Annotated in this window: 20 protein-coding genes; 10 read left to right on the forward strand and 10 right to left on the reverse strand. The window is 49.7% G+C overall.

Features of this window, described 5'->3' with window-relative positions; all coding sequences use genetic code 11:
- Nucleotides 1–3 precede the first annotated feature (3 nt).
- Nucleotides 4–2,754: a two-component sensor histidine kinase BarA gene (barA, locus tag Q3O60_RS04360; RefSeq protein WP_305892691.1), complete on the reverse strand. Its 2,751-nt coding sequence runs from the start codon at nt 2,752–2,754 to the stop codon at nt 4–6.
- Nucleotides 2,755–2,796: 42 nt separating this feature from the next.
- On the opposite strand from barA, the gene rlmD reads away from it, so the two are divergent.
- The 7 genes from rlmD to eno all read left to right on the forward strand — a co-directional run bounded on the left by rlmD (nt 2,797) and on the right by eno (nt 11,608).
- On the forward strand, nt 2,797–4,212 hold the full coding sequence (gene rlmD / locus Q3O60_RS04365; RefSeq protein WP_305892692.1) for a 23S rRNA (uracil(1939)-C(5))-methyltransferase RlmD: 1,416 nt from the start codon (nt 2,797–2,799) through the stop codon (nt 4,210–4,212).
- Nucleotides 4,213–4,271: 59 nt separating this feature from the next.
- The gene (gene relA / locus Q3O60_RS04370; RefSeq protein WP_305892693.1) at nt 4,272–6,494 is read left to right on the forward strand and encodes a GTP diphosphokinase; all 2,223 of its coding nucleotides are present in this window, start codon (nt 4,272–4,274) and stop codon (nt 6,492–6,494) included.
- A 3-nt stretch (nt 6,495–6,497) separates the two neighbouring features.
- Nucleotides 6,498–7,271, forward strand: coding sequence for a nucleoside triphosphate pyrophosphohydrolase (mazG, locus tag Q3O60_RS04375; RefSeq protein WP_305892694.1), 774 nt, complete (start codon nt 6,498–6,500; stop codon nt 7,269–7,271).
- A gap of 71 nt (nt 7,272–7,342) precedes the next feature.
- Nucleotides 7,343–7,864: a hypothetical protein gene (locus Q3O60_RS04380; protein ID WP_305892695.1), complete on the forward strand. Its 522-nt coding sequence runs from the start codon at nt 7,343–7,345 to the stop codon at nt 7,862–7,864.
- A complete protein-coding gene (locus Q3O60_RS04385) occupies nt 7,861–8,415 on the forward strand; it encodes a hypothetical protein (RefSeq protein ID WP_305892696.1) in 555 nt (184 codons plus the stop codon). The genes Q3O60_RS04380 and Q3O60_RS04385 overlap by 4 nt, the downstream gene beginning before the upstream one ends.
- A 204-nt stretch (nt 8,416–8,619) precedes the next feature.
- On the forward strand, nt 8,620–10,257 hold the full coding sequence (pyrG, locus tag Q3O60_RS04390; protein WP_305892697.1) for a CTP synthase: 1,638 nt from the start codon (nt 8,620–8,622) through the stop codon (nt 10,255–10,257).
- A gap of 58 nt (nt 10,258–10,315) precedes the next feature.
- The gene (gene eno, locus Q3O60_RS04395) at nt 10,316–11,608 is read left to right on the forward strand and encodes a phosphopyruvate hydratase (RefSeq protein ID WP_305892698.1); all 1,293 of its coding nucleotides are present in this window, start codon (nt 10,316–10,318) and stop codon (nt 11,606–11,608) included.
- Between the two features lie 68 nt (nt 11,609–11,676).
- Here the strand turns inward: eno and Q3O60_RS04400 are convergent, their stop codons facing one another.
- Both Q3O60_RS04400 and paeA read right to left on the reverse strand, forming a co-directional pair.
- Nucleotides 11,677–13,137, reverse strand: a complete 1,461-nt coding sequence (locus Q3O60_RS04400) for a protein adenylyltransferase SelO (protein ID WP_305892699.1) — start codon at nt 13,135–13,137, stop codon at nt 11,677–11,679.
- Nucleotides 13,137–14,465, reverse strand: coding sequence for a polyamine export protein PaeA (gene paeA, locus Q3O60_RS04405; protein WP_305892700.1), 1,329 nt, complete (start codon nt 14,463–14,465; stop codon nt 13,137–13,139). The genes Q3O60_RS04400 and paeA overlap by 1 nt, the downstream gene beginning before the upstream one ends.
- A 342-nt stretch (nt 14,466–14,807) precedes the next feature.
- Between paeA and Q3O60_RS04410 the strand changes: the two genes are divergently transcribed.
- The 3 genes from Q3O60_RS04410 to Q3O60_RS04420 all read left to right on the forward strand — a co-directional run bounded on the left by Q3O60_RS04410 (nt 14,808) and on the right by Q3O60_RS04420 (nt 18,116).
- Nucleotides 14,808–15,101 (forward strand): high-potential iron-sulfur protein, encoded by a 294-nt coding sequence (locus Q3O60_RS04410; RefSeq protein WP_305892701.1) that lies wholly within the window; start codon nt 14,808–14,810, stop codon nt 15,099–15,101.
- A 118-nt stretch (nt 15,102–15,219) separates the two neighbouring features.
- On the forward strand, nt 15,220–16,461 hold the full coding sequence (locus tag Q3O60_RS04415; RefSeq protein ID WP_305892702.1) for an adenosine deaminase family protein: 1,242 nt from the start codon (nt 15,220–15,222) through the stop codon (nt 16,459–16,461).
- Nucleotides 16,462–16,511: 50 nt separating this feature from the next.
- Nucleotides 16,512–18,116: an L-lactate permease gene (locus tag Q3O60_RS04420; RefSeq protein ID WP_305892703.1), complete on the forward strand. Its 1,605-nt coding sequence runs from the start codon at nt 16,512–16,514 to the stop codon at nt 18,114–18,116.
- Nucleotides 18,117–18,167: 51 nt separating this feature from the next.
- On the opposite strand, the gene Q3O60_RS04425 is transcribed toward Q3O60_RS04420, so the two are convergent.
- The 7 genes from Q3O60_RS04425 to arsB all read right to left on the reverse strand — a co-directional run bounded on the left by Q3O60_RS04425 (nt 18,168) and on the right by arsB (nt 25,430).
- Nucleotides 18,168–18,665, reverse strand: coding sequence for a DUF6436 domain-containing protein (locus Q3O60_RS04425; protein ID WP_305892704.1), 498 nt, complete (start codon nt 18,663–18,665; stop codon nt 18,168–18,170).
- The gene (locus Q3O60_RS04430; RefSeq protein WP_305892705.1) at nt 18,662–20,152 is read right to left on the reverse strand and encodes a methyl-accepting chemotaxis protein; all 1,491 of its coding nucleotides are present in this window, start codon (nt 20,150–20,152) and stop codon (nt 18,662–18,664) included. Before Q3O60_RS04430 ends, Q3O60_RS04425 begins: the two co-directional genes overlap by 4 nt.
- A gap of 131 nt (nt 20,153–20,283) precedes the next feature.
- Entirely contained in the window at nt 20,284–21,570 is a 1,287-nt protein-coding gene (umuC, locus tag Q3O60_RS04435; RefSeq protein ID WP_305892706.1) for a translesion error-prone DNA polymerase V subunit UmuC, read from the reverse strand.
- 3 nt (nt 21,571–21,573) lie between these two features.
- Nucleotides 21,574–22,035: a translesion error-prone DNA polymerase V autoproteolytic subunit gene (umuD, locus tag Q3O60_RS04440; RefSeq protein WP_305892707.1), complete on the reverse strand. Its 462-nt coding sequence runs from the start codon at nt 22,033–22,035 to the stop codon at nt 21,574–21,576.
- 82 nt (nt 22,036–22,117) lie between these two features.
- A complete protein-coding gene (gene arsJ, locus Q3O60_RS04445) occupies nt 22,118–23,362 on the reverse strand; it encodes an organoarsenical effux MFS transporter ArsJ (protein ID WP_305892708.1) in 1,245 nt (414 codons plus the stop codon).
- A 5-nt stretch (nt 23,363–23,367) separates the two neighbouring features.
- Nucleotides 23,368–24,381 (reverse strand): ArsJ-associated glyceraldehyde-3-phosphate dehydrogenase, encoded by a 1,014-nt coding sequence (locus Q3O60_RS04450; RefSeq protein ID WP_305892709.1) that lies wholly within the window; start codon nt 24,379–24,381, stop codon nt 23,368–23,370.
- On the reverse strand, nt 24,378–25,430 hold the full coding sequence (arsB, locus tag Q3O60_RS04455; RefSeq protein WP_305892710.1) for an ACR3 family arsenite efflux transporter: 1,053 nt from the start codon (nt 25,428–25,430) through the stop codon (nt 24,378–24,380). Before arsB ends, Q3O60_RS04450 begins: the two co-directional genes overlap by 4 nt.
- Nucleotides 25,431–25,443: the final 13 nt, after the last annotated feature.

Below are 25,443 nucleotides of genomic sequence, written 5' to 3' on the forward strand. Positions count from 1 at the left end.
GACTTAGTTGGCTGAGGCGAGCACCGTATGCCAATCGACATCCGCTACATCCAGCAACAACCCTTCTACCACATCTGACAACTCTAGCATTTCAGGTTCTAACTGACTGAGTGGCTCGCCCTTTTTCAGCTGAGTTTCCAGTTGCTCGGTGAGCTGCTTCAACTGGGGGACCCCACTATAGCAGGTTGCACCATGCAATTTATGCACATGCTGCAGCAAAGTCTCTGCATCCTGTTGCTGCCAGGCTTGCTGGATTAAGTGGTAGGACTCTGGCAAGGAGGTACAAAGCATATGCAACATGTCGAGTGCCAGCCCTGCTTTGCCTCCTGCCCGTTGCAACGACAAGGACCAATCAATGTAGCTACTGATAGGGACAATGGGGGTACTGCTTTGATCCTGATTCGATACGCTATGTTGCTGGTGTTCCTGCAAGGTCAATTGCAGCATATGCTCATCCAGAGGTTTACTCAAAAAATCGGCAAAGCCCAGTTTAAGCAGACGCTCACGTTCTCCCTCAACTGCATGTGCGGTTACTGCAATGATTGGTGTTTGTTCGTTCAGCGAACTCAGCTGTATCTTTTTGCAAGCGGCCACCCCATCCATGACCGGCATGTTGATATCCATAAAAATCATATCGTACAGGTGTTGAGTCGTTTTATGCCAAGCTTCGGCACCATTGACGGCGCTATCGACGGAGGTGACTAACTCCGCCAGCAAGGTATGGATCAACTTTAAATTCGCATCATTGTCATCAACCACCAGTACGCGAAGGTTGGCTTTGGGAGACACCAACTCTTGGGCGCTGGTTTGGTCGGATTGCAGATAAGGCTGGGCGAGCACCATGGCTAATTTACGATGATGCACTGGTTTAGATAAACAGGCATCGGCGCCAGACAGCTGAATGGCTTCACGCATATGGGGGGATAAGGTATTGACCAGTAAATAGCACTTGCCGACATGAGGTTTGACGCGTTGCACTAATTCCTGAATTTGGTTCAGTTGGTGCAACGATAAGGTTCGACCCAATAATGCCATATCGTAGGATTGATCCCGGGCTAGTGCTTGTTGCAGCTGAGCCTGAGTCGCGCAAGGGGTCACATTCAGCCCCCAGCTATGCAGCAGATTGAGGCTGGCTTCACGTGAGTACTGCTGCGGCTCGAAAAATAGCACGCTTTTGCCATCCAGAACCGTTAAGGGCAAGGGTTCTGATACTGTACTCGGATGGCGTTTGCACTCCAGAGTGAACCAGAAATTGGCGCCTTGGTCCGGTTGGCTATCGACTCCAATAGTGCCAGCCATGGCATGCACCAACTTTTGTGAAATCATCAGGCCAAGGCCAGCACCTATGTTGTGGCCATCGCTGGATTGACCATGGCTCGATCCATGGAATAGCCCTTGTTGCTGCGCTTCTGACAGGCCGATGCCGGTATCTTGCACAGAGAAGTGCAACGATAACTGTTGTTGACTGAGGATGCTGGCTCGAACCCGGATCACTACACTGCCACGTTCGGTAAACTTAATGGCATTGCCAGCAATATTCATTAAAATTTGTGTCAATCGGGTCGTATCAACCACCACATCATCCGGACAACTGGGATCAATAATGAGTGCTAACTCTAACTGCTTTTCAAAGGCTTGGGCGGCTAACAACTCCAGCGCATCATCCAGCAGTTCACGCAATGACATCGGTTGTGGATTGAGTGGCATGCGCCCTTCTTCTAAGCGGGCAAAATCGAGTACATCATTGACCAGTGTGAGTAAGCTATTGGCTGATTTTTGGATGGTTTGCAGATAATCAAACTGGCTGGCGCTCAGTTGTGTTTTCAGCAGCTGGCGGGTAAAACCAAGCACGCCATTCAATGGTGTGCGAAGCTCGTGACTCATTTTTGCCAAAAACTCGGTTTTCTGCCGGTTTTCCTCAATCGCTTTGCGACGGCCAAGCTCCAGCTCAATGCTCTGCACTTCAAGCTGCTCCATGCTTTGTTCCAGATCAGCCGTCACTTGCTCCACTTGTTGCTGCATCTCATCTTGCAGGCCCTGACAATAATGCAGTAAGGCTTGCAAGCCTTGTTGCAACCGCTGTAGTTCATTAGGGTTTTTAAGTGCCGCCGTATCATCGGGTAATAGATGCTTGTGTTGTTGCAACAACGAGAGCATGGCTTCAATAGGGCGGCTGATGTAGCGACTGGCCAACCAACCGGCGATGGCGCTAAACAGCAGAGCGATCAGCACGGCGCCAGCGGATGACAGCCACGAGCTTTGGCGAGCCATTTTGATTGAGTCACGTTGCAGCTGGACGCTTAGGTAACCCAACAACTCTGAATTATCGGTTGCAGCGGACTCCTGCCATATCGGTGTGCGGATGATTAACCAGTCTCTTAATCGTTGCAGCTCGGTATGCTGCATGGCCGAGGTGGGCGTTTGGTGCTGCAGTAACTCGATGGTTGGATGATGGTTGCTGGTGGTGATTAAACGATGATCGGGCGTAAAGACGGCAATGCTTTTAACTAATGGCGAGTTCTTTCGGTGGCTCAGGTCCAGTAGCCGATTGACCAATGGATAGTTTTGGTCTGCCATGGCTTGCTGGCTGGCTAGTGCCAGTGGCTCGGCAATGTTACTGGCTTGCTGTTCCAGATAACTTTGTACATCCTGAGTTCTGGCTTGACTGAAATACCAGCCGAGTAAAATGCTGATCGCCAAAGCGGGGGCTATAGTCAGCAGTAAAATGCGATGTTGAAGCGCAATAGTCGTCATGGCGTAAGTGGCTTGCTACAATACGAGATTCAATAAGCTATCATGACACAACCGTACTTAAATGCCTATAAGGGTACCATCGCTATGGCGATCATCTATCAAACGAAACGTAAAACAAACGCCAAGCGCCAGCTAAAAGTGGAGATCACCGCGTTGGACCATCTCGGTCAAGGCATGGCACGCGATCGGGGGCGAATTCTTTTTGTTCCCGGGGCTCTACCGCAAGAGGTGGTGCAGATACAGCTCAGCGATAGTAAAAAGTCTTTCGCCAAAGCGACGCTCACCACTATTTTGACCCCTTCGGTATATAGGCAGCAACCACCATGTGCGCATTTTGACGACTGTGGCGGTTGTCAGTTGCAGCAAGCAGCGCCAGCTCAGCAATTAATCTGGAAGCAGCAAGCGGTTGATCAATTACTCAAACATCAGTTACAGATGGATGAATTGCCTTGGTTGCCGGCGATAGAAAGCCCGAGTGAAGGCTACCGTCGGAAGGCTCGTTTGGGAGTGTGGTACCAACAAAGCCGGCGTCAATTCCAACTCGGATTTCGGCAACAAGGTGATTTTCGCATCCAATCTGTGCAGGATTGTCTGGTGCTTAGCCCTGCGATCCGGCCGGTATTCAATCGAGTCACTCCGGTGTTAAAGCAATTGCGACAAGGCCGCTTTATTACTCATTTAGACGTGATTGATGCGGATGGCCTCGCATTTATTGTGGTGCGACATACTGAAGCCTTACCTCCTGAAGATATTGAACAACTGGTGGCTTGTTGGCCTGAGGCTTATTGGTTGGGTGAAGCGGAAACGGGGCAGTTTATCGCATGGCAAAACGGTGTTCAGGCGAATGCTCAGTCGAACCAAGGGTCCAATGACTCAGCCATGGCGTATACATTGCCAGACCAACAGCTGAAGCTGCAATTTGCTCCCGACGACTTTATTCAAGTCAATGCTGTGGTCAATCAAGCCATGGTTAATACAGCACTTGACTGGCTCGATATTCAACCGCAGGATCGGGTGCTGGATCTTTATTGCGGTATAGGAAATTTCAGTTTGCCCTTGGCGCAAAAAGCAGCGCACGTGGTTGGTGTTGAAGGACTGGAGCGGATGGTGCAGCGTGCTGCAACCAATGCTAAGCTCAGTGGTCTTATTGATGTCGACTTTGTGCAGGCTGATTTGCATTTGCCGTGGCCAAAGGCCAGTTGGAATCAGCAGCACTATCATAAAATTGTATTGGATCCGGCGCGCGCCGGGGCTGAAGGTGCTATTGAGCAACTGGGAGCATTGGGTGCAGAGCGCGTGCTCTATGTATCTTGCAACCCAGAAACCTTGGCTCGGGATGCGGTGAAGTTACTGGCACAAGGCTATGTGTTGACTCAGATTAAAGCCATTGAGATGTTTCCGCATACCCGGCACCTGGAAGTGATGGCGTTGTTTTGTTTACAACGTAAGACGAGTTAGCACGACCTGATCGTTCAACAAAGAGTACAAAACCTGTAGAACACCACGAGGGGAGAATAATGGTTACCGTTCGCCATGCGCATCGGACAGACAGCACAGAAACCTTGGCCAGATTAACGGCTCTGAGATTGTCAGAGTTAAAAATTGATGCCTTGTTGGCAGCGGAAGCCTGGCTGGCTGAGCAACCATTGGCTGACCATAGCGCGGATATTCGGGATGGCTGGGAAATGGTGGAGATCCTTGCCGATTTACGGATGGATAAAGATGCGCTACTGGCTGCATTGTTATTTCCGTTGTTCGATGGTGATGTGCTTTCTGCCGAGCAAATCGAGACCTATTTCCCCGAAGCGGTGTTGCCGATGTTGTTGGCGGTCAAGCAAATGGAAGCGATCCGCAGCATTCCGATTGGGGCTCACCAGACACTGCAGCCACAACAAGCGGACAATTTGCGTCGTATGCTGCTGGCGATGGTGGAAGATGTTCGGGCCGTGGTGATCAAACTGGCCAGTCAGATCTGCGAGCTACGTAATGTCAAAAATGCCGATGAAGAAACCCGTGTCCTGGCTGCCAAAGAAACCAATGCCATTTTCGCTCCGCTGGCCAACCGCCTTGGTATTGGTCAGATCAAGTGGGAACTGGAAGACTTGGCATTTCGCTATCTGCACCCGCAACTGTACAAACAAATTGCCTGTTTACTGGAAGAGAAACGGCTTGATCGAGAGCAGTTTATGCTGGATTTTGTCGCTCAAGTCGAACGAAAAATGCTGGATGCTGATCTGCAAGCCGAAGTGTATGGCCGGCCAAAGCATATCTTCAGCATCTGGAAAAAAATGCAGAAAAAGCATCTGGCCTTTGATCAGCTGTATGATCTGCGCGCCGTTCGCATCGTGACACAGAAAGTACAGGATTGTTATGCCGCTTTGGGCTTAGTGCATACATCCTGGCGGCATTTACCGACCGAGTTTGATGATTACATCGCTACGCCAAAGCAAAACGGCTATCAATCGATCCACACAGTGGTGATTGGGCCCCAGGGTCGGGCGGTAGAAATTCAAATTCGTACCCGACAAATGCATGAAGATGCCGAACTGGGCGTAGCAGCGCATTGGAAATACAAAGAAGGGCCATCGCAGGGCAGGGAAGGCTACGATGAAAAAATCGGTTGGTTGCGCAAGTTATTGCAATGGCAGGAAGAGGTGGTTGATAGCGCCGATCTCGCGGAAGAACTGCGCAATCAGGTGACGGAAGACCGGGTGTATGTCTTTACGCCAAAGGGCGATATTGTTGATATGCCGCTGGGAGCAACGCCGCTCGACTTTGCCTATTACGTTCATTCCAGTGTCGGCCACCGTTGTATTGGTGCCAAAATATCCGGCCGTATTGTACCCTTTACCTATCAACTGAAAACGGGCGATCAAGTCGAAATACTCACCGGCCGTGAGCAAAACCCGAGCCGCGACTGGTTGAACCCGCATCTGGGCTATCTCAAATCAAGCCGGGCCCGCTCGAAAGTGCAGTATTGGTTTCGCCAGCAAGATAAAGACAAAAATCTGGCTGCTGGCAGAGAGCTATTGGATAACGAGTTATCCAAGTTGAATCTACCGATGGAGCACCCGACCAAGGTGCTACAACGATTTAATATCAATAGTATGGATGAATTGCTGGTTGGTATTGGCGGTGGTGATATCAAATTGACGCAGGTGGTGCATTATCTGCAGAGTCAGCAGCCGAAAACGGCAGAGCAGGAAATAGACCCACGGCTGAAGCAGCGCCCGGCATCAACCAACAAAGCACAGAGCGATGTAGTGGTGCAAGGCGTCGGAAACTTATTGACCCATATGGCCGGTTGTTGTCAGCCATTACCAGGTGATCCTATTGTCGGTTACATCACGCAGGGCCGTGGAATTGCCGTGCACCGCGATGATTGTGATCAATTCAAACTGATGGAATCGCAGCACCCTGAGCGGGTGGTGGATGCCAATTGGGGCGATCAATACAACTCGGGTTATGCCGTCGATATTCGCATTCTGGCCAACGACCGTAATGGGCTGTTACGAGACATCACCAGTATTCTGGCCAATGAAAAAGCCAATGTGACGCAGATGAACAGCCATTCGAATATCAAGGAACAAAGCGTACTCATCACCATGACATTGGAGCTGTACAATCAGGATTCACTGAATAAGTTATTGAGTAAAATCAGTCAGGTAAATGATGTGCTCGAAGCCAAGCGCTGCAAAAGTGGTGCAAGCAACTCTTCAGATAAACAAGCAACAGGATAATACGTGTCTTACCAACTTGATGACTTATTGGCCATTATGGCAAAGCTTCGACACCCGGAAAGTGGCTGCCCTTGGGATATTAAACAGACCTACAGCAGCATCGTGCCTTATACGCTGGAAGAAGCTTATGAAGTGGCCGATGCCATTGAGCGGCAAAACTTTGATGAGTTAAAAGATGAGCTGGGCGATTTGCTGTTTCAGGTGGTGTTTTATGCTCAGATCGCCAGCGAAGAAGGCCGTTTTCAGTTTAACGATTGCGTGCATGCGATATGCGATAAGCTGGTGCGCCGTCATCCTCATGTGTTTGCCGATGGTACTGCCAGCGATGCCGAGCAGGTCCTGAAAAACTGGGAAGCGTTGAAAAGTGAGGAACGTAAAGCCACAGGTCAACACAGTGTACTGGATAACATCCCCCCGGCCATGCCGGCACTGAGCCGGGCGTACAAACTGCAAAAGCGCTGCGCCAATGTCGGCTTTGACTGGCCGGACGTAGCAGGGGCCTGGGATAAAGTAAAAGAAGAAATTACCGAAGTAGAACAGCTGCCAGATGACAGCCCCGAATTGGAAGAAGAGCTGGGCGATTTGATGTTTGCGCTGGTGAATGTGATCCGCAAATACAAATTAGAACCGGAAACGGTGTTACGCAAAGCCAACCTAAAATTTGAACGGCGTTTTCGGGCCGTAGAAGGTGAGCTTAACAAGCTGGATAAAACACCGCAGCAAAGCGATCTGTTGGAAATGGATACTTTGTGGCAACAGGTTAAGAGCAGAGACTGAATGTTATTTTTGTTGATTTTATATTTCACATTGATATATTTACGAAATATTAATTACATGGATGTTTGTTTATGGCTACATTAAATGTTTTGGTAGGTGGTGCTGCGGTTACGCCAAGGCTAAGCAACAAAGAGCGAAAAAAGGCCGAAATCGCGAAAGCCAGTCTTGAAGACTCTTCTACTACAATAAACAGAGTTACTGCTGCCAGAATGCGAAATGCAACAGTAGCTGAAATGAATCGGCTTTTAAAAATGAGTCCTGCCGATTTTAGGCAACAGTTACTTTGGCAAGGATTTAGCACAGCTAGGTTTAATGATCAACAGCTAGAACGTCAATTAAATAGACAGGTGGGTTTGCTGAGAAATCTTGCTATTGAACTTCTGGCTGCCGATTTTATTCAAGCCCAAACACCGATTATTATCTCTGGTTCATATGCAGGAGGGGTTGGCTTGGTTACAAAAGTCTTGGGGCCTACGGCCGTTGCGAGCCAGTATCCTATGGCAACTGCGGTATGGTGGGAGTGTAACTCTGTTTGCCGGATAGAAACGATCCATTATTTTGATAGAAATATTATCCGAGAACTTAAGCCATGAAAGTATTAAGCATCTTGCTTTATCTCACTTCTTTTTTTTCTTTGGCGTTGTCCGCTGATCAGTCCACATATATGGGGTGCCAATGGATTATTCCTGAACGATTTGAAAAGATTTCGGGCTCAGATTTTGTATATCGTAATCAAGTTGATGAGGCATGTATCGAAAGTTGGAGCCCTGCATCCATTTTATTTACGACATACGATGGGACAAATATTGCTTACTACGCAGAGCTGAATCGCTCAGGGGAGACGCAGGTATTATTGCTTCGGCATAAAACACACGACAGTAATTTCACCTTTTACTCCACGTATTTCAGAGATAACCACTTTGGAAAGGCCAGTTTTTTGGATGAGCTGCTGATTGTCTCTGAGGAGGAAGGTCAGGCTATTGCGCTTTCTGGTTTACAGAAACCTGAAGTACAACACATGACCAGTGGTTGCCCCTTACAACAGCAAGCACCGGTGGCGCACTTTGATATTTTTGAGCTCTTTAAGAAAGGCGAACTGGACTTGATTAACAGTAATCAAGACATTCAAATTCTTGTGCCTTAGGTTCTGACGGTACTGTCAGTTGATATGCTGTCGATTTCCCCTGCAACAGCATTGAGTGACGGCAGATCCTTTGCTATACTTTCCTCCCGTCCTGATACCATTTTCCATCATCAGCTACACCCATGCGTTTGGGTGATTTTGTCGTTGCTGGTGGTCGTGCAAAACTGGTTATCTTAGCTTTCATTAACATCGTCTAGGGGTCTCATGACTACACGGTATATTTTTGTGACGGGCGGGGTTGTATCCTCCCTTGGGAAAGGCATTGCAGCAGCTTCACTGGCCGCCATCCTTGAAGCGCGTGGTTTGAGCGTGACTATCCTGAAACTGGACCCTTACATTAACCTGGACCCGGGCACCATGAGCCCAATCCAGCATGGTGAAGTCTATGTGACAGAAGACGGTGCAGAAACCGATCTGGATTTAGGCCATTACGAGCGCTTTATCCGCACCAAGATGTCGAAGCGCAATAACTTCACCCAAGGCCGGGTTTATGCTGATGTCTTGCGTCGTGAGCGGCGTGGTGATTACCTGGGGGCCACCATTCAGGTGATCCCGCATATTACCAATGAAATTAAATCCCGTATTGTTGCTGGTGCTGAAGGTCATGATATTGCCATTGTTGAAATCGGTGGTACTGTCGGCGATATTGAATCCTTGCCATTTTTAGAAGCTATCCGCCAACTAGCCACTGAAGTCGGTCGTGAGCGCACCTTATTTATGCACCTGACGCTGGTTCCTTACTTGGGTACTGCCGGTGAAATTAAAACCAAGCCAACGCAACATTCGGTGAAAGAGTTACGCTCCATTGGTATTCAGCCCGACATCCTGGTGTGCCGTTCTGATCGCTCTATTCCTTCTAATGAACGCGCTAAAATTGCCCTCTTTACTAATGTGGAAGAAAAAGCAGTTATTGGCCTGAAAGATGTATCCAGTATTTATCAAATTCCTGCCTTGCTGAAATCGCAGGGTTTGGATGATTTAGTGGTACGCCGCTTCCATATTGATTGCCCGCAAGCCGATCTGAGCGAGTGGGAGCAAGTGTTGTATCAAGAGTCCAACCCGACTGGCGAAGTGACCATTGGTATGGTTGGTAAATATGTTGAATTACCGGATGCCTACAAGTCGGTGAATGAAGCCTTGGGCCATGCCGGTTTAAAAAATCGGGTGACGGTTAATATCAAGTACATCGATTCGCAAGATGTCGAAAGCAAAGGCACGGCTATTTTATCGGGACTGGATGGTATTCTGGTTCCGGGCGGCTTTGGTGAGCGTGGTGTCGAAGGCAAGATCAAAGCAGCGCAGTATGCTCGGGAAAACAATGTACCCTACTTGGGTATTTGTTTAGGCATGCAGGTGGCGTTGATTGAGTTTGCCCGCCATGTTGCAGGGATGGAGGATGCCCATTCGACTGAGTTTAATAAAGCCAGTAGCCATCCTGTGGTGGGCTTGATCACCGAATGGCTGGATGCCGACGGAGCGGTAGAAGTTCGCTCCGAAAGTTCTGACCTGGGTGGCACCATGCGATTGGGCAGCCAGTCGTGCAATCTGGTAGCCAACACTAAAGCCCGGGCAACCTACGGCAAAGATGTTATTCAGGAACGTCATCGCCACCGCTACGAGGTCAATAATCATTTTTTACCTCAATTAAAAGAAGCAGGCCTGGTAGTATCCGGGTTATCTGCCGATAATCAACTCGTTGAAATGATAGAAATCCCTACACACCCTTGGTTTGTCGCCAGTCAATTCCATCCGGAATTCTGCTCGACCCCTCGGGATGGCCACCCGCTGTTTGAAGGTTTTGTGGCGGCCACTTATCAATACCAGAAACAACAACGCGATTAACTTAAACAGGCCGTGCTTTATCAACACGGCCTTTTTGCTTTATACAGGGAACTGAATTATGTCTGACATTGCAAAAATCATCGCTCGGGAAATTATGGATTCTCGCGGCAACCCAACCGTGGAAGCGGATGTGATTTTAACCAGCGGCGTTATGGGTCGTGGCTGTGCACCCTCTGGTGCTTCAACCGGCTCGCGCGAAGCATTAGAGTTACGTGATGGCGATAAAAGCCGTTATTTGGGCAAAGGTGTCACTCAGGCGGTGGCCAACATTGAAGGGCCAATTCAGGCTGCTTTAGTTGGGAAAAACGCGCAAAACCAAGCCGAAATCGACCGTACTATGATCGAACTCGATGGCACCGAAAGCAAAAGCAAACTAGGTGCTAATGCCATTCTGGCCGTATCGCTGGCGGTGGCTCGTGCCGCTGCAGCCGATAAAAAAATCCCACTGTATCAACATATTGCTGAGCTAAATGGCACAGCTGGCCAGTATTCGATGCCAGTACCAATGATGAATATTATCAATGGTGGTGAGCATGCGGATAATAATGTCGATATTCAGGAGTTTATGATCCAACCGGTGGGCGCTAAAAGCTTTAAAGAAGCGCTACGGATGGGAGCTGAAATCTTCCATCAGCTGAAAAAAGAACTGCAGCAACGTGGTTTGAATACGGCGGTAGGTGATGAAGGTGGTTTTGCACCGGATCTGAAATCAAACGAAGAAGCCTTGGCTGTGATTGTTGAAGCGGTCAAAGCGGCTGGTTATGAGATGAATAAAGACATCACGCTGGCACTGGACTGCGCGGCGACTGAATTCTACAAAGACGGTATGTATGTGCTGGCCGGTGAGAGCAAAAGCTTTGACTCATTTGGCTTTAATGATTTTCTGGCGGATTTAACACACAAGTATCCCATCGTTTCGATTGAAGATGGTCTTGATGAAAGTGACTGGGAAGGCTGGAAAGACCTGACGACCAAAATCGGTAATCATGTGCAGCTGGTGGGTGATGACCTGTTCGTAACCAACACCAAAATTCTGACCCGTGGTATTGAAGAAGGCATCGGTAACTCGATCTTAATCAAGTTCAACCAGATTGGCTCGCTTACCGAAACTCTGGCCGCCATTAAAATGGCGAAAGACGCTGGCTTTACGGCAGTGATTTCGCATCGAAGCGGTGAAACTGAAGACGCCTTTATCGCTGATCTGGCGGTAGGTACTGCCGCCGGTCAAATCAAAACCGGCTCGCTGTGCCGCTCAGATCGCGTCGCAAAATACAACCAGTTACTGCGCATCGAGCAAGAGCTGGGCGACAAAGCCGTTTACAACGGACGCAGTGAGATTAAAGGCCAGTAATAGGCTGTATCGCGCTTAATAAGCCCTGCCAAGGTCAGCCTTTGGCAGGGTTTATTGTTTTAAGCGACTTAAGTACCACAAAAAGTGCGCTGCACCACTTCCTGTGGTTTCGGTGGCGCGATTAGATCTGTGTCCGCTGAGCTGGAAAAGGGTGTTTGCCAGGCCTTATGCAGGCGATTAAACAACCTTAAATCGCCGTTATCTTCGGCGTGCTGAATGGCTTGTGCGATAAGGTGATTGCGCGGGATCAACAGTGGATTGATCTGATCCATCCGTGCGGCAACTGTCTTGTTATCCTGTCCTTGCTGAGCTAACCGCTCTAACCAGCGCTGACGCCAGCTGGCGAAACTGTCCTGCTCGTTAAACAGGGCACTGCACATAGCATTATTCTCGTCTGTTAGCTCAGAGCCCAGGTAACGAAACGCTAGCGTGAAATCTGCCTCTTGTTGTTCCAGCAAGGCCAGATAGTCGTCAATCAGCGCTTTGTCGGCTGCAACCGCTTCGGCGATGCCAAGTTTGGCGGCCATGTGCTGTAACCACAGTGCTTCATACTGTGGCTGAAACTGCTGTAGTGCTTCAGTGGCTAGTTCTACCGCGACTTTTTCATCGTCAGCGATCAGTGACAACAGGCTTTCAGCAAGCCGGGCCAGGTTCCATAGCGCAATGGGGGGCTGGTTGCTGTAGGCATAACGACCGCGCCGGTCGATGGAGCTGAATACCTTATCAGCCCGGTACTGATCAAGAAAAGCGCAAGGGCCATAGTCGATGGTTTCACCACTGATACTGGTGTTGTCGGTGTTCATCACGCCATGAATAAAGCCAAGCCGCATCCAATGAGCTACCAAAGCGGCTTGCTTACTGACTACTTGTGCCAGTAACGCCAAATAAGGGTTTGGCTGATTGGCACAATCGGGGTAATGGCGCTCAATCACATAATCAGCCAGTTGTTGGATATCGCCGGGTTCGCCTTGAGCAGCTATGAACTGAAAGGTACCAATACGAATGTGACTGCTGGCAACTCTGCTGAGGACTGCACCAGGCATGGCATCGTCGCGGTAGACGGCTTCGCCGGTAGTGACGGCTGCCAAGGCTCGGGTGGTTGGCACACCCAGCACATGCATGGCTTCGCTAACCAGATACTCACGGATTACCGGCCCTACAGGAGAGCGACCGTCACCACCACGAGAGAAGGGCGTCGGTCCTGATCCTTTGAGCTGAATATCAAAACGCTGGCCATTGTCTGTAATGACTTCGGCCAGCAACAAGGCCCGGCCATCGCCTAACCGTGGGTTGTACTGACCAAATTGATGGCCCGCATAGGCCTGAGCCAGCGGCTCTGCCCAATCAGGTATCTGGTTGCCAGCAAAAATAGCCAAGCCTTCCTCACTGTGCCAAGACGAAGGCGGTAAGCCAAGCTGCTTAGCCAAATGGTCGTTAAATGCAAGCCATTCAGGAGCTTTTACTGCCGTGGGCTGCCAGCGTTGGAAAAATCCATCAGGTAATCGAGCGTAGCTGTGATCCGTCTTCATCAAGGCTCCGTGGGGTTACTTTTGCTATCAAATGGCTGTTCGATGGTGCCGATGCGAGTTACCAGCAATTGATCGATTTTATAGCTGTCGATATCGACCACTTCAAACTTATAGCCAGCATGCAGCACAAAGTCGGTGCGTTTTGGAATTTTCTTCAGGGTGTACATCATAAAACCAGCGATGGTTTCGTAGTTCTGCGGATGCGGGAAACTATCGATAGCCAACACCCGCATTACATCAGCCAGCGGCGTTAAGCCTTCGACCAGCCAAGAATCCTGATCCCGCTTGATGATTTGTTCTTCATCGGAGTGAACCAGCTCGCCCATCACGATGCTCATCACATCTTTAAGGGTAATAATACCGACCACCAGCGCGTATTCATTCATGATGATAGCGAAATCCAGGCCGCTGGATTTAAATTGCTCCAGCACTTCATACAAAGATAGCGTATCCGGGATGATGAGCGGGGTGCGGACAATGCCTTCTTTGCTTAACGAAATGGGTTGTTCATGGAGCACCTGCATCAGAATATCGCGTGAATCGACGTAACCTACCACCCGGTCCAGCACCTGATCACAAACAATAAACTTAGAGTGTGGATGCTCGGCAATCTTGGCTTTGATGCCTGCCTGAGATTCATCGTGAGTAAAAAAGATCAGGCTCTCCCGCGCAGTCATTGCGGAGGTGACGGTTCGGGACTCCATATCAAATACGTTTTCCAGTAGTTGATGTTCTTGCACTTGCAGTACCCCAGCCTGAGCACCGGCATCCATCATGGCAATAATATCTTCTGGTGTAATGTCATCTTTTCGCAGCGTAGGCACTCGAAAGACGCTGAAGATAAAATTGGCCAAACCATTGAATAACCAAACCAGTGGCTTGAGCAGTAAGATAAGCCAAAGCATGCTGTGCACGACCCGGACGGCGATTTTTTCTGGCGCAATCATCGCTAAGCGCTTTGGCATTAAATCGGCAAATAAAATAAACAAGGCGGTAATGACAAACACGGATAAAGCGAATGAAACCACAGGTACCCAGCTTGCATCGGTAAAGTGGCTGAGCAGATTAATAAAGTGTGGAGTGAAAGCAGCCTCACCTAAGATACCGCCCAATATAGCAACCGCATTGAGACCAATTTGCACCACGGTGAAAAAATTGCCAGGTTGTTCCTGTAGGAGCAGTACTTTTTCGGCTCGAACGTCGCCATCCGATGCCATCAAACGCAGTCGCATTTTCCGCGATGCTGCCAGGGCAATTTCCGACATAGAGAAAAAAGAGCTGGTTGCAACCAGTAGTAACATCAATAGCATTAATTCAAGGGTGGTCATGGTGGATCCAGTTTAACGTCGCTTTGCACACCGATGTGCATGTTGCTATTGTAGTCTTGCCTCCCATTGACCACAATGAATTATGGTAAAACCTGCCGGTTCATGGTGTCTTATGTGATTAGTCAGCGGGTTGGGAGCTTCGGTAATGTGGTCAAATCTTGACTATACTGATGCTTGGTTGCTGTGATTGTCGATTTCCTTGCGCGGAATCAAATCCATTGTCTGGATTGCACAGTACAATACCAATAGGACTTATGGGTGGTACTGTATCGCTAAAAACCGGCCCGTTACTTTTATATTGTTACTATTATAAAAAAATTTTCTTAATGCAGGAGTTTTACTATGTCTAACACCAATGAAAAGCGTCGCCAGTTTCTAAAGCTATCGGCCGGTGGTTTAATCGGTATGACCCTTGGAGGAGTGAGTCTTCGAGCTATCGCTGCTGAAAAGCTAAAGTTAGATGACCCGCTGGCTGTTGCTATGCGTTATGTGCATGAATCGGAAGTTGAAGGTCAGTATTGCCATAATTGCAATCTGATCCAAGGCGAAGAGGCAGAGTGGCGTCCTTGCGCTATTTTTCCTGGCAAGCTGGTAGCCAATGAAGGCTGGTGCGCAGCCTGGGTTGCTAAACCTTAAGCTATTGCTGATTATTCCATCGTACAGAGGCCAGTTGCGTATGTGACTGGTCTCTTTTCTTTTGGCTCAGGGGAATTCCAGCTACACTTACAGCAATTGTTGGTTGCAGGATATTGTTATGCCTCGTTATTCCGCGGATTTTATTCGCGCTATGCCCAAAGCCGATCTTCATTTACACCTGGATGGCAGTCTTCGGCTCGATTCTCTACTCTCTATGGCAAAAGCGTTAAAGGTTGCACTCCCTGCAGATACCGTTGAGGGCATGCAGAGCGAGGTATTCAAGCCTGCTTATCAAAACTTGGGTGAGTACTTACGTGGCTTTCAGTACACCTGTGCCGTGTTACGAGATGCTGATCACTTGCAACAAGCTGCTTATGAGCTGGCACTGGATAATCAGGCTGAAGGGGTCAATTACATTGAGGTGCGTTTTGCACCACAGTTAGTGATGGATTTATCCCGAGGTCTGGATTTTGACACCGTAATGCATGCCGTCAATGCAGGTTTGAATAAAGGGCAGCAAGAGTACAACCGTTCAGCCGCTGTGTTAGAGCAAGGCAAACCAGCTTTTCGCTATGGCATCATCAACTGTGCCATGCGGATGTTTGCTGCTCATGGTTTTTCGCCGTATTACGATCAGCTGTTTCAATTGATGCGTGATTTCGAGCCGATGCAAGTGATCAAGTTGGCGGCTATGGAGCTGGTACGCGCCAGTGTGCGGCTGAGAGATGAAGCCGGTTTGCCCATCGTTGGTTTAGACTTGGCGGGGCAGGAAGCAGGCTACCCAGCCAGTAAATTTAAAGAGGTCTATGACTATGCGCATCAGCACTTTTTGCTGAAAACGGTGCATGCCGGTGAAGCTTATGGCGCCGAAAGTGTGTTTGAAGCCATTGCAGAGTGTCATGCTGATCGCATTGGTCACGGCTATTCGTTATTTCTGCCCGAGCGCATCCAGCATAAAGATATTACCGACCCGGAAGCCTACAGTCAGCGACTGGCTTCCTTTATGGCAGATAAACGCATTGCCATTGAAGTCTGCTTAACCAGCAATCTGCAAACCAATCCATCTATTGCCGATATTCGACAGCATCCGTTTGGCCAGATGCTCAAGCATCGCATGGCCACGGTGATTTGCACCGATAATCGGCTGGTGTCAAATACGACGTTGAGTCAGGAGTATCAATTGGCATTGGATCATTTTGATATTCCATTTAAGCGGTTAAAAGACATGGTGGCGTACGGCTTTAAAAAAAGCTTTTTTCCCGGCAACTATGTGGAGAAACGGCAGTATGCCAAAGAGTGTCTGCAGTATTTTGACCGGGTGGCGCAGCAGTATGGTTTTCTTGATCAGCGTGACCGTTAAGGCATGTTAGCAACCAGTAGCCAGCTCAGTTTTCGGCAAGGTCTCCCAGCATGACGTCATTGCAGTGGTTAACAGCCTTAATGCCAGTGCTCAGTGTGTTTGTGCTGCTGGTGGTGCTGCGTTTACCTGCCACCCGCGCCATGCCGCTTAGCTTGCTGGTTTCGGCTTTACTGGCACTCTGGGTCTGGCAAATGCCGCTGCGTCAGCTGCTGGCTGCAATGCTGGAGGGCAGCGTGATCGCACTCAGCATTTTGTGGATCGTGTTTGGTGCTATTTTGCTGCTCAATGTGCTGCGGCACAGCGGCGGGCTGGATGTGATCCGGTCTGGCTTTGCCAAGCTCTCGCCAGACAGGCGAGTGCAAACCATTTTAATTGGCTGGCTCTTTGTTAGTTTTTTGGAAGGTGCTGCAGGGTTTGGTACCCCAGCAGCGATTGCGGCTCCTTTACTGGTTGCGCTGGGCTTTTCGCCACTGGCGGCCGTAGTATTGGCGTTGATTGCTGATTCCAGCAGCGTCTCCTTTGGTGCGGTAGGCACACCTGTACTGGTAGGGATTGCCCAAGGCATGGACGGGGCTACTGCCGAGGGCCTGCGTGCTATTGCTTTAACCGCCATTGGTATCGATGTGCTTGTGGCCTCCATGTTGCCACTGATCTTATGTTTGGTGTTAACCCGCTTTTTCAGCGAAGAAAAAAGCTGGCTGCCAGCATTGCAGCTGGCACCTTTTGCTGTGATTGGTGGTCTGGCTTTTACTGTGCCGGCTTATGGGGTGGCCTGGGCATTGGGCCCTGAGTTTCCATCCATTTTAGGTGCTCTGGTGGGGCTGGCACTGATGAGTACTTTGGCGCGTTATCATATTCTTTTACCAAAAGAGCCATGGTACTTTTCTGCTGAAGATAAAATCCAAAGTGAAAATCTGCAGCGTGAGGTTGCTGTAGGCCAAGGCATGCCCCTATGGCGCGCCTGGATGCCTTATGTACTGGTGGCGGTGCTTTTAGTGTTAAGCCGGGTGCCACAGTTGCCATTGCAAGGGTGGTTAAATGCGATGGTGTGGCGCTGGCCAGAGATTTTGGGCACTAACATCAGCGCCAGTCTGGCGCCTTTGTATTTACCCGGTTCCTTGTTTGTGTTGGTTGCACTGCTGACTTTGTGGCTGCACAAAAGCCCGCTCAGTTGCCTGCAACAAGCTGGGCGAGATAGTTTAGCCCGGCTCGGGCCTGCTACCATAGCACTGATGGCCTCGGTGCCGATGGTACGAATTTTTCTGCAATCTGGTGTCAATGAAGCAGGCCTTGCTGCCATGCCGTTTGAACTGGCACAAGTGGCCGCGCTGCATCTGGCCGACTATTGGTTGTGGGTGGCGCCTCTGGTCGGCGCTTTGGGCTCTTTTTTGGCCGGATCAGCGACCTTTTCCAATATGATGTTTGCCTCTTTTCAGCAAACCGTTGCCACTGAAGCGGGCTTACCTGAAACGTTGGTGCTGGGGCTGCAGTTGCTTGGTGCTAATGCTGGTAATATGATTTGTGTGGTCAATGTAGTCGCAGCGGCCAGTGTGGTCAACCTCAGTGGCCGGGAGGGCGACATTATTCGCTATACCTTGGTGCCAATGCTGTATTACTGCCTGGCTGCCAGCATGGTCGCCCTGTTGTTCTGGTAGAATAAATCTTGTGTGTTGGCCAGATATGTTTTGTTAGTTTATGTTGGGTGCTTAGCTATTTAGGCATCGACAGCTACTGGTTTCACTATTCAGCCAACTGCCTGCTAGCGCTATATCTCCCGCTAGCAGCGGTTCGAGTAGATTACCACCCTGACCACAGCTAGCGCCCGCACTATAGGGACCAGCATAGCGCAATTGCTCTGGTTGTAGCCAGATGGTCATCGGCGCGGCTGGCAGGTGTATTCCATGCTCTGCCAATTGCTGTATTGACACTTTTACATGTTGAATATCCGGGTATTGCTGCTGCAATTGCTGAATATGGTTGCTGTGCTCGTTATGGCAGCGGCAGGCTGGGTTTTGTACATGAATTAAGGTGTTGTCGGCAGTCTCCACACTCAACCCAGATAACTGAGCCATCGTCAGTGGCGCATGCTGCCACTGACGGTTTGGATCGAACTCACCGAATAAAGCTTGTTGATCCAGCCACAACAGCCAGCCACTGCCGAGTAGCCAGCTGATCATCAGTAAAGAGGCGACGATCACTTTCATCGTGAGGCTCTGCTAAAGCGGCTGACTTCTTCATTCAGCACCAGCGTCTGCTCTTGTACATCTTTAGCGATATGCAACACTTTCTGGCCTTGCTGTTGCTGCTCGCTTGCCATGCCACTTAAATGTTGGGTCGATTCAGCGATCTCCTGACTGGCTTCCCCTTGTTGTTGCAAGGTAGAAGACATGATGTTGGCCGACTGCACTACTTCGGTGACTTGTTGCAGGATAATGCTGAGCTGCTTACCACTATTGGATGCACTGTCTCTGGTTTGATCCAATTGACCAAGGCAGATATCAACCGCTTCAACAGATTGTTTGCTTGCTTCAATCATTCGGCCAATCATATTCTTTATTTCATCGGTAGACTTATTGGTTCTTGATGCTAGTGTTCTAACTTCATCGGCAACCACAGCAAAACCACGGCCTTGCTCACCAGCACGTGCGGCTTCTATCGCAGCATTGAGAGCCAATAAATTCGTCTGTTCTGCGATGGCTTGAATGACATCCAATACGCCTTTAATTTCATTGGTCGACTCAGCCATGCTATGAACCTTATGGCGCGATTCAGTCAGGTTGTCGGATAGGGTTTGAATGGTATTGATGGTGGTTTCAATCGATGATTGGCCTGAGCTTGCTGCATCATCTGAAAGCTGTGCTAATGACACCACCTGTGTGGATAATTCAGCAAGCTCGCGAATGCTGGCAGACATTTGTTCCGTGGCAGATGCAATGCGTTCAACTTCAGTCATTTGTTGTGCCATTCCATCGGTCAAAGCGCTCCCTTCTTGCATTAGTTGAGAAGAGCCTTGATTCATTCTTTCAGCCGCACTATCGATGGTTTGTATGGTACTTTGCATGGTCCCTATGACACCGGTGAAGCGATTAATCAGTGATGATTGCACGATTGGTTTGTTGATGTTTAAGTTTATTTTCCCTTGTTTGTCCAGCATGTGTACCGAGCTGTCCAAAAAGAATTGGCCTATTTGTGCTTCTCGTAAGCTGTAGCGACAGATCAGCATTAACACCACCGCTTCGACTACCACATAAGCTGCATGGATCATGACAATGCGAAAGGTTGCATCCGATTCAGGCACCAGATACACCGGTTGGCCGCTAGCCTGCAAATACATGAATAGCAAGTGATGAACGGCAATGACTGTCGCTGCCATCAATATCACCAGCCAGTCTCGAAAGGCAATTAAAATGGCCAGCAACACAAAGATACCGAAGTGAACTTCGGTCATGCCCATGCTCTGCTGGATATGCAAGGCACAGAACAGCATGAAACTGATGCCATACGAAATTCGGGCTAACGGGTGATCGCCCAGACTTTGTTTCAGCATTAAAGGAATCAAAAGAGCTGGCACACCAATCAACAAAGCCAGCAGCCATGTGTTGTGTATAAATGCGAGTAAAAAGGCGAGCATCAATAAGCCACCATTGACATACAAAGCAATTTGGTAGGCTTTCTGGCGAAACAAAGGCATGTTGAACTCCTTATGCCGTTAGTGAAGTGTCCCGATTTATATACGGTTGTGTGCTGCGATTAGTTTTTCTCTTTATTGTGTTACTTCAAGCATAGCTGATCGTCAAGACGTTACAGCGATGTCAAGCAGGTCTAATTAACTTCTGGTAGCTGATCCCAACGGGTGGTATAAGCTGGTGATAAAAACTTTCGCTGCATTTGCCAGTCGCCATCCTTTCCTTGCCGGGCAAAGAATACGCTGCCTCGTTGCCGTTGGTTCAGTTGATCGACCAGCGCCATGAGTTGCTCACTGCGTTCAGAAGGCGCAGGGGCAAAAAAACTGGTTTGCAGGCCACTGGCTTCGCATAAATCGCTCAGTACCACACCAGCTTTGGCATAACGATAGCCGTTGCGCCAGAGTTGATCAAGCAAGGGCATCGCTGCTTGCAATAAATGGCGGGTATCTGCGGTGGGAGCCGGTAAATGAATACTGACAGAGTTGCCATAAAATGGATCCTGGCTTTGAAAGCGACTGGTACGCAGAAACAGGGTTAATTGACGGGCATAGCTGTGTTGGCTGCGTAGTTTTTCGGCCGCTCGACTGATGTACAGAGTAATGGCTTGCTGCATGGACGCTTTATCTAGCACCCGCTGACCAAAGCTGCGGCTGCTAATGATTTGCTGTTTCGGCTCTTGCACCTCATCGAGTGTCAGGCAGGCCGTGCCGTTTAGCTCATTGATGGTGCGCGCCAGCACCACAGAGAATTTTTTGCGGATCTGTTGAGGGCAGGCTCTGGCCAGTTGCAGAGCAGTCTGGATCTCCATGGCCTGCAACCGCTCGGCCAGTTTGCGGCCAACGCCCCACACATCGTGCACTGGTACCCGTGCCAGCACATGCAGTCGTTTATGCACATCACTAAGGTCCAGCACTCCAGCAAATTGCGGGTACTTTTTGGTCGCGTGATTGGCGAGTTTGGCCAGCGTTTTACTGGGGCCAATACCGACACAGACTGGTAAGCCCAGCTGCTGTTGGATGGTCTGACGAATATGCTGACCAAAATCCGTTAGGTCTTGGCATGCTTCTACGCCGGATAGCTCCAGAAAGGCTTCATCAATCGAGTAAATCTCAACCTTGGGAGCGAGCTGCTCCAGCGTTTGCATCACCCGCGAAGACAGATCGCCATACAGCGCGTAGTTGGATGAGAACACCGCGACCCGATGCTGCTTCAGTAGTGCTTTCACTTGGTGCAAGGGAGCCCCCATCGGGATTTGCAATTGCTTAGCCAATGCGCAGCGGGCAATGATGCAGCCATCGTTATTGGAGAGCACTACCAACGGCCGTTGCTTTAAGTCGGGTCGGAATAACCGTTCGCATGAAGCATAAAAGTTATTGCAATCGACCAGTGCAAAACAACGTGGTGTGCTGGTAGGGGGGTGCATGATCTAGCGTTTCAGTTGATGAATGATACTGCTGACCACACCGAAGACTTCAAAGTCGGTGCCATCGGCAATCACCATAGGCGGGTACTTGGGATTAGCCGCTTGTAGGGTCAGCTGTGGCTGGAGCAACAGCCGTTTTACTGTCATATCGCCATCGACGCTGGCAATCACAATGTCTTGATGCTGCGCCTGCAGGGCGCGATCGACCAGTAAAATATCGCCATCGAAAATAGCAGCACCGCGCATCGAGTCACCACGGGCCCGGACAAAAAAGGTGGCGGTTGGGTGCTTGATTAGTAGCTCATGTAAATCAAGACAGCCTTCCAGATAGTCCTGCGCTGGGGAAGGGAAGCCCGCTGCGACGGTATTTAAATACAGCGGTAAGGCACGCCGATCGCTATCGACAGTGGGGCTCCCCAACCATTCTGGCTGCTGTTGACTGGCAAAAAAAGGGGCAAACGGCATGGAGCATAACCTAAAATATACTGTTTATATATACAGTAATTTTAGCGATTAACTGACGAAGATCAAGCAATAAATTGTGTGATTACTTTGCGACAGAGGGCTGGCTCGATTGTCTGGGCAACGCCAGAGAAATCAGTACGGTCGCGACCAACAAGGTGCTTGAGACCCACAAGCAGGTGGCGAGACCATATTGCTGGTAGAGCCAGCCTGATAACACCGTACCGAGCAAGCGGCCCATGGCGTTGGCCATGTAGTAAAAGCCAACATCCAGCGATACTCCATCGCGGCCAGCGTAGCTGACAATCAGGTAGCTGTGCAAGGATGAGTTGATGGCAAACACAGCACCGAACAGCAATAAACCCGAAATCAACACCGGGCCAACCTGCCAGTTTAATTGAATGCTGAGCGCGATCAGAGCGGGCAGAGCACACAACAGCAAAGCCCAGTGCATGGCAGTTTTTCCATCCGGCACCTTACCCTGCTGCTTGCCGGTCAGCCGGGGAGCGATACTTTGCACCGCACCATAGCCAATCACCCACAATGCCAGAAAGCCTCCGACTTGCCAGTGACTCCAGCCAAACTGACTGGCTAAAAATAACGGCAAGGCAATGACAAACCAGACATCACGGGCACCGAATAAACACATACGAGCGGCTGACAATAAGTTAATGGCGCGGCTTTTTGACAGCATATCGCGAAATTTGGCTTTGGCTTTGCTTTTACCAAGATCACGCTTCAACAGCTTCAGACTGAGTAGCCAAACCAGTGTGAGCGCGATGGCCATCAGCAAAATCGCCCACCAGAAACCAAATAAAGCCAGCAGGGCACCACCCAAAAAGAAACCAACCCCTTTCAGCGCATTTTTCGAGCCGGTTAAAATGGCGACCCACTTGTACAAGGTGCCTTGCTGCCCATCGCTGACCAACAGCTTAATGCTACTTTTGGCACTCATCTTATTCAGATCTTTGGCAATACCTGAGAGCGCCTGTGCTGCCATCACCCAGGGCACAATTAAGTACTCAGCTGGCAGCAGCAACATCGATAGCGCCACAATTTGTAAAAACAGCCCGATGTTCATGGTTTTATTCAAACCAATGCGAGCCCCGAGCCAGCCGCCTACCAAATTGGTGACGACACCAAAGAACTCATAAAACACAAACAACATGGCAATGCTAAGCGCGCCATAGCCCAGACTGTAAAAGTACAGCACCACCAGCATACGCAAGGCGCCATCGGTCAGAGTAAAGGCCCAGTAATTGCCAGTGACCAGCAAGTACTGGCGAATATCCGGGTTGAGTGCGCGAAGCTGGCTAAGCAGGCTGGGCATGATAGTTAGCCTGCCTGATCCTGCAAACCAACCATTTTAGCCAGCTCAACGGTGCGGTTGGCATAGCCCCATTCGTTGTCATACCACGCATAGAGCTTCACCTGAGTACCATTGATGACCATGGTGGATAAGGCATCAATAATGCTGGAGCGGGGGTCGGTTTTATAATCAATCGACACCAGTGGTCGTTCTTCATAGCCCAGAATATCTTTCAACTCGCCCTCAGCTGCGTCTTTTAGCAACTGATTGACTTCTTCAACACTGGTCGCCCGCTCTACCTCAAATGCGCAATCGGTTAACGAGGCATTGGTTAGTGGCACCCGAACTGCATGGCCGTTTAAGCGACCTTTTAATTCGGGGAAAATTTCGATAATGGCAGTGGCTGAACCCGTGGTAGTTGGAATTAAGCTAGTGCCACAGGCGCGGGCGCGGCGTAGATCTTTGTGCGGCGTATCCATGATGCTTTGGGTATTGGTTAAATCATGAATGGTGGTGATAGAACCGTGCTTAATGCCCAACGATTGGTGAATTACTTTGACCACAGGCGCTAAACAGTTGGTGGTGCACGAAGCGGCCGTGACAATAGGGTGCTTGCTTTTGTCGTACAGTTGATGATTGACGCCCATCACCACATTCAGCACCCCGGCCTCTTTTACGGGCGCACTGACGACCACACGTTTGACGCCCTGGTCCAGATAAGCCTGCAGCGCAGCAACGGTTTTCATTTTACCCGAGGCTTCAATCACCAAGTCACAACCGGACCAATCGGTATCGCTGATGGCTTTATTGTTACTGACGGCTATCCGCTGGCCATTGATCAACATGGTTTCTCCCTCGGCGGTGGCATTGTGGTGCCAGATGCCGTGTACAGAATCGAAGTTCAGCAGATGGGCGTACGTGGCGGCATCTGCCGCCGGATCGTTAATACGGATAAACTCAAACTCCGGCCAGTCGAAAGCCGCGCGCAGTGCCAGGCGGCCAATGCGGCCAAAACCGTTAATACCTACTTTGATGGTCATGATGATTCCTTAGATTCGGTGGAAGATTCAGCTTTGGGAAACCAGTGTCGGGTTCTATTGGCAAAATACACCAGTGATAACATTACCGGCACTTCAACCAATACGCCCACCACCGTAGCCAGTGCTGCACCTGAGTGCAGCCCAAACAATGAGATGGCCACGGCGACGGCCAGTTCAAAAAAATTGGAGGTGCTGATCATGCAGGCCGGTGCGGCTACATTGTGCGGTAGCTTCAGCCACTTGGCGGCTCCATAAGCGATGGCAAAAATACCATAGGTCTGTATCAACAGCGGTATGGCAATCAGGCCAATGATCATCGGTTGGCTAAGTATGGTCTGCGCCTGAAAACCAAACAGCAGTGCGACGGTGGCCAGCAGGCCAATCATCGACCAGGGCTTTAATCGAGCTAAAAGGTGCTGCAGCTGCTGTGTATTTCCTGTGTGCTCTATGCGGCGCCGGGTTAGTACACCAGCCACTAACGGCAAGACCACATACAAGCCGACCGATAGCAGCAAGGTTTGCCAGGGCACATGAATATCACTGACACCAAGCAGCAAAGCGGCCAGTGGCGCAAAGGCAAAGATCATAATGATGTCGTTGACCGACACTTGTACTAGTGTGTAATTGGCATCGCCTTTGGTCAGTTGGCTCCAGACAAAGACCATGGCGGTACAAGGCGCCACACCTAGTAAAATCATGCCAGCAATATATTCATTGGCTGATTGAGGGTCGACCCAGCCTGCAAAAAACACCTTGAAAAACAACCAACCGAGTGCCGCCATGGTAAAGGGTTTGATCAGCCAGTTCATCACCAGCGTCAGCACCAGTCCTTTGGGCTTTTTGCCGACATCTTTGATGGAAGCAAAGTCGATTTGCACCATCATCGGGTAAATCATCACCCAGATAAAGACACCAACGACCAGATTCACATTGGCAATTTCAAGGCTGGCAATGCCAGCAAACATCGACGGAACCAGATTACCCAGCAGCACGCCTGCAAGGATACAGAGACCAACCCACACTGAAAGATAACGTTCAAAGGTGCCCATTGGTCGTTCCCTG

The sequence above is a fragment of the Alkalimonas collagenimarina genome, assembly GCF_030717845.1.
Taxonomy (GTDB): domain Bacteria; phylum Pseudomonadota; class Gammaproteobacteria; order Enterobacterales; family Alteromonadaceae; genus Alkalimonas; species Alkalimonas collagenimarina.

Bases quoted from the DNA above. Each gene is read 5' to 3' on its own strand.
- barA (WP_305892691.1), bottom strand. From the start codon at position 2,754: ATGACGACTATTGCGCTTCAACATCGCATTTTACTGCTGACTATAGCC.
- rlmD (WP_305892692.1), top strand. From the start codon at position 2,797: ATGACACAACCGTACTTAAATGCCTATAAGGGTACCATCGCTATGGCG.
- relA (WP_305892693.1), top strand. From the start codon at position 4,272: ATGGTTACCGTTCGCCATGCGCATCGGACAGACAGCACAGAAACCTTG.
- Q3O60_RS04380 (WP_305892695.1), top strand. From the start codon at position 7,343: ATGGCTACATTAAATGTTTTGGTAGGTGGTGCTGCGGTTACGCCAAGG.
- Q3O60_RS04385 (WP_305892696.1), top strand. From the start codon at position 7,861: ATGAAAGTATTAAGCATCTTGCTTTATCTCACTTCTTTTTTTTCTTTG.
- pyrG (WP_305892697.1), top strand. From the start codon at position 8,620: ATGACTACACGGTATATTTTTGTGACGGGCGGGGTTGTATCCTCCCTT.
- eno (WP_305892698.1), top strand. From the start codon at position 10,316: ATGTCTGACATTGCAAAAATCATCGCTCGGGAAATTATGGATTCTCGC.
- Q3O60_RS04400 (WP_305892699.1), bottom strand. From the start codon at position 13,137: ATGAAGACGGATCACAGCTACGCTCGATTACCTGATGGATTTTTCCAA.
- paeA (WP_305892700.1), bottom strand. From the start codon at position 14,465: ATGACCACCCTTGAATTAATGCTATTGATGTTACTACTGGTTGCAACC.
- Q3O60_RS04410 (WP_305892701.1), top strand. From the start codon at position 14,808: ATGTCTAACACCAATGAAAAGCGTCGCCAGTTTCTAAAGCTATCGGCC.
- Q3O60_RS04415 (WP_305892702.1), top strand. From the start codon at position 15,220: ATGCCTCGTTATTCCGCGGATTTTATTCGCGCTATGCCCAAAGCCGAT.
- Q3O60_RS04420 (WP_305892703.1), top strand. From the start codon at position 16,512: ATGACGTCATTGCAGTGGTTAACAGCCTTAATGCCAGTGCTCAGTGTG.
- Q3O60_RS04425 (WP_305892704.1), bottom strand. From the start codon at position 18,665: ATGAAAGTGATCGTCGCCTCTTTACTGATGATCAGCTGGCTACTCGGC.
- Q3O60_RS04430 (WP_305892705.1), bottom strand. From the start codon at position 20,152: ATGCCTTTGTTTCGCCAGAAAGCCTACCAAATTGCTTTGTATGTCAAT.
- umuC (WP_305892706.1), bottom strand. From the start codon at position 21,570: ATGCACCCCCCTACCAGCACACCACGTTGTTTTGCACTGGTCGATTGC.
- umuD (WP_305892707.1), bottom strand. From the start codon at position 22,035: ATGCCGTTTGCCCCTTTTTTTGCCAGTCAACAGCAGCCAGAATGGTTG.
- arsJ (WP_305892708.1), bottom strand. From the start codon at position 23,362: ATGCCCAGCCTGCTTAGCCAGCTTCGCGCACTCAACCCGGATATTCGC.
- Q3O60_RS04450 (WP_305892709.1), bottom strand. From the start codon at position 24,381: ATGACCATCAAAGTAGGTATTAACGGTTTTGGCCGCATTGGCCGCCTG.
- arsB (WP_305892710.1), bottom strand. From the start codon at position 25,430: ATGGGCACCTTTGAACGTTATCTTTCAGTGTGGGTTGGTCTCTGTATC.